This is a genomic window from Methanosaeta sp. UBA458, assembly GCF_002496085.1.
GTDB classification, from domain to species: Archaea; Halobacteriota; Methanosarcinia; order Methanotrichales; family Methanotrichaceae; genus Methanothrix; species Methanothrix soehngenii.
In genome coordinates, this window is the sequence record NZ_DAIK01000173.1 from 16,939 (window position 1) to 21,356 (window position 4,418).

General features: G+C 54.8%; 4 protein-coding genes. All 4 read right to left on the reverse strand.

Annotated elements, in window-relative coordinates; genetic code table 11:
* Positions 1 to 1,401 precede the first annotated feature (1,401 nt).
* Positions 1,402 to 1,908: a metal-dependent transcriptional regulator gene (locus tag BP822_RS12980; protein ID WP_083804650.1), complete on the reverse strand. Its 507-nt coding sequence runs from the start codon at positions 1,906 to 1,908 to the stop codon at positions 1,402 to 1,404.
* Positions 1,905 to 3,629 carry a ferrous iron transporter B gene (locus BP822_RS12815; RefSeq protein ID WP_048131750.1) on the reverse strand — a complete coding sequence of 575 codons (1,725 nt, stop codon included), beginning with the start codon at positions 3,627 to 3,629 and terminating at the stop codon, positions 1,905 to 1,907. The genes BP822_RS12980 and BP822_RS12815 overlap by 4 nt, the downstream gene beginning before the upstream one ends.
* Complete coding sequence (locus BP822_RS12820; protein WP_013718558.1) at positions 3,626 to 3,862, reverse strand: FeoA family protein; 237 nt, start codon at positions 3,860 to 3,862, stop codon at positions 3,626 to 3,628. The genes BP822_RS12815 and BP822_RS12820 overlap by 4 nt, the downstream gene beginning before the upstream one ends.
* Positions 3,863 to 4,230: 368 nt before the next feature.
* Positions 4,231 to 4,418 (reverse strand): type II toxin-antitoxin system RelE family toxin (locus BP822_RS12825; RefSeq protein ID WP_286878415.1); only part of this gene is annotated, 188 nt, incomplete at its 5' end.

The window sequence follows — 4,418 nt, forward strand, 5'->3', positions numbered from 1 at the left end:
AGATAGCTGGCGTTCCTGATAGCCGCCTGGAGAACCTGGAGCTGCTATTCAAGCTGCTCAGCTCGGGAGACGAACGGGTGGAGAAGGCGATCCTGCAGATAGGAGATGAAGCCATCCCCTTTTTACTATCCAGGCTCGATCTTGGCTCCACTATCGTGCGCCAGCATGCAGCCCTCGTTTTGGCATTACGCATCAGAAGAGCAATCGATCATCTTCCACCTGGATGGGATCCATTTCCCTGGCTGGCCAGCCACGATATAGCCCCGCAGTCGATATCCGACCTCTACCGCTTCGACATCATCCGCGAGGGAGCTCTCGCCTATCAGGTGGTGAACACGGGATTCGATGGCATCTCCAGTGCCCTATGCCAGGGCAGTGAGATTCATTTTGCCCGGAGAAGGAGTGCAGAAATAGATAGGGAAATAGAATATCATGGTTATAATCTTACAGAATTTTTCGATAAAGCGGGTATAATCGATATCAACCTGAATGATATTATCCGCCAATATAAAGCCGGCCAGCCGCATAGAATGGGAAGAACCCTCATCGCCCCAATAAATAGAGGATTTTTAGCCCTGAAGATGTGCGTCAATCCAGGAGACGAGAGCCGACTCCTACATGAGATCTGCATGCAAGAGTATCTGAAGAAGCTGCCCGGTCTGCAGGGATTGTCTGTGGAGAGCACACTCCCCTGTCCCCTGAAGGGAATCTATAGAATTAGAGAGATCCCCCGCCACCTGAGAGAAGGGATATGCGCAGCCGAGCCCCATGCCATCGGCTATATTGCAGGCCGGGAGTACTTTGCCTATGTCAATGAGCCGCAGCACTCCATTCAGGTGATGCGCCGGAGCCTCTTGGTCTGTGCGCGGGATCTGGCTCGATTGACCGGCATGGGCTTGATTCATGCCTCATTGATGCCGCTCTATCATAGGAGAGGAGATGGCTCAGAGGAGGACGACGGTTATTGCTGGCAGAGAAAGGTCGCCGGCAGGCTGGAGAAGTGGCTTGAATCATGCCGTTATCCTAACCTCCGTCTATCCGGACTAGCCGATTATGAGCATCTAGAGGTTCATCAGGATATCCAGCCCCAGAGGCTGCAATCGCACATAGGAAGGCACCTCTTCTCCTTGAGCCTGCTACTGGCCAGCTACCTCAAAAACAGCGGCCAGCTGGAGGAGAATACATTGAAAAGCATCCTTGAAGAGTGCTTTATCCAGTATTATAGCACACTGGCAAGAGATCCGCCCGGTCTGGATGAAGCTGTTGATTGGGATCTTCTGGCCGGTCAGATGGTCGAGGAGATGGGATCGAACAAATACAGCGACGGAGATTCAGACAGCCAGCACCTCGGCAGGCCGAGAGGGCCATTCCCCATACCGGCACTGATTAGAGCCATTCATATCATATCCGCCTTTCTGGTGATCCAGATGCAGGCGGGCTCTCATTCCCTGATTTGCCACAGGGGCATTGATCGCAGTCCTCCACCCTCCCGGTCTCGCAGTACTTCTGGAAGCACTCCATCCACCCTGGCCGATCGGGGAAGTGGCCCGCAAACTCCACAAACCTCTCCAGCCGCTCCATGGTCTCCCGGCCCACATGGTGCTCGATCTGGCAGGCATCCCGCTCTGCTACCGCTCGGTCAACGCCGATGATCGCCAGGAAATCGGCAATGGCCTCATGCTTACCATTCAGCTCCAAAGCCAGCCTCCGGCCCGATTCGGTCAGTGTAGCTCCAGCATAGCTCTCATACTGCAGGAATCCTTCCTTTTGCAGCTTCTGGAGCATCTCCGTGGCCGAGGAGGGCTTCACATTCATCTCCGATGCGATCCTGCCGGTCGTCGCCCGCCCTTCCTCCCTTTCCAGGGCAAAGATGACCTCGATGTACTCCTCTACCGTCTTCTTTCTCATTGCACCCCCAACCCCGAGAGAGTCCAGCGCATCGCTCCCCCGGCCAATAGAGCGGTGGCCAGCATAATGGCAGTGGATTTTGCCGTATCCCTCATCCCCAGCTCCCGGATCAGCACAGCAAAGGTGGCCACGCAGGGGAAATATAGGGAGAGCACTAACGTTGCCACCACCATCTGCTGGGCGCTCAATCCCAGGGGCAAGAGCATTCCCACCGCCAGGTCCTTCCTGAAAAAACCAACCAGAAGAGCAGCTACAGCCTCGCCGGGAATATTCAGCCACCCCTCCATGAAAGGAGCGAATATGGCCCCGATCCACTCTATGAAGCCCACTGTGTAGAGCACATTGACCAGCAGCACCCCCAGAAAGAGGAATGGTATGGCCTCAGAGAGAAACCAGCGAATGCGCATCCAGGTCTTCTTCAGGATCATACCCAGTTCAGGTCTTCGGTAGGGCGGTATCTCCAGAAAGATCTCCGGGCTCTCTCCTTTCACCATCCGGTTCAATATCAGCCCTGCTGCGATATAAACAAGTGCCAGGGTTGCAAAGACCAGGAATACGTATCTCTGGCCATAGGAGCCCAACACTCCGAAGATCATGGCCGATTTGGCAGTGCAGGGCACAGCCAGGCCCAGGAGGGTGGCAGAGATGAAACGCTGCTTTCTGGTCTCCAGGGTCCTGATGGCCAGTGCTCCCGGCACATTGCAGCCCAGCCCAAGGAAGAGGGGTATGATGGCATGGCCGTGCATGCCCAATCGATGGAAGAGGTTATCGGATAAGGTCGCCAGCCTGGGCAAATACCCCGAATCCTCCAGGATGGATAAGACCAGATAGAACCCCACGATATAGGGGAGGACCATGGCCAAAGGAACATAGATGCCCGTGGTCAGAATCCCCATGGACTGGACATAATCGATCTCGCCATCCAACAGCTTGCCGATGATAAAATCATGCAGCATCCCCGGGCCAAGCCCAGAGCTGATGGACATGGCTAGGGGGCGGTAGAGCTCAAAGAGCGGCTCGAAGAGGTGGGAGATCAAGCCCTCGCCGATGAACCTCACCGTGCCGAAGGTGGCGATCAATATCAACAGAGCGATGGGCATTCCCGTCGCCGGCTTGATGGTGGCCTCGCTGATCTTGCTTCCGATTCCAGGATGGCGGTGGGTGACCTTCTGCACCTCTCTGGTTATGCGGCCAATCTGGGTCCACATCTCCTCCTCGCTCAGTGCTTCATCATCCGCAGGGTACCTGGCCTGGTCCAGCCGTCGTACCAGCTCCGCGATCCCCTCTCCAGTGAGGGCAGTGGTGGCAACAACCGGCACCTGCAAGCGGGCCTCCAGCCCATCCAGATCGATCTGTACTCCCGATCTCTTCGCCTCATCCCACATGTTCAGGACGACGATCATCGGCTTCTTGCTCTCCAGCAGCTCCAGGGTGAGGAAGAGGTTTCTCTCCAGGTTGGTGGAATCAACCACATTGACGATCAGATCCGCCCAGCGCAATACCTCTACAGCCACTTCCTCCACCGGACTGGTGGGCTGCAGAGAATAGGTTCCAGGGGCATCTATCAGCTCCACCGGCTCCCCTTGAATGCGAGCCTTGCCACGGGAGAAGTCCACTGTGGTGCCCGGATAGTTGGATGTGATCACCTCTGCCCCGGTCAGACGGGAGAAGACCACGCTCTTTCCGATGTTCGGATTGCCCATCAGAACTATTCGCTTCAATCCTCCACCCTCACCATCACTCTCTGGGCGATGCTCCTGCCCAACGTTATCTGTCTGCCATCTATATCCAGAACCAGAGGTCCGGCAAAGGGATGGATCGCCACCACCCTCAGCCTTTTGCCCTCCCTGATCCCCATGGTCCGAAGCTTTCTCTGAAAAGAGCCGCCCTGGCCCAGCAGTGCCGTAACCTGGGCCACTGCCCCCGCTCTCAGGCTAGTAATTGGCATTTGCATTGTGTATCCCTGTTCTCCCTGACTTTAGGCAAGCCTAAAATAAGTGCATGGCAGATAAACATTTCGGCTTACCTAAAATATGTGGAGTCCCGAAATTAATTTGCAGCCCATCTAAGCCAGGGCACATAGTCCAGAATATGAAGTTGAAAAAGAAGAAGGTCCGTTACATTCTTCGTCAACTCAGGAGTATTGTCTGGAAGGGTAAGGCACTTCAATGGATTCCAGTGGTCGAGGAGATAGGATGGGACAATACTGCTACGGAGATGCCAGCTTTCGGCATCTCTGCATGTCGAGATAAGAGCCCATTCACATTGCCCCGTGCCCGCCACTTAGCTTCTCTTATGGCCGATACTGAAGATGCGAGGGTATCATCTATCGTAGACCTTGTTTCGAGGCCCAATTCTTAAAATAAGTACACCATCTCCGGTTTTTGAGTAAATGACACGATAATCACCAATGCACAGCTTTAAGAGGCCCTTGAACTGTCCTGTAAGGGGGATTCCCGCAGCAGGGTCAGACGCTAGCGTCCCTTCCGTATCCTTGAGAATTCGCTTAG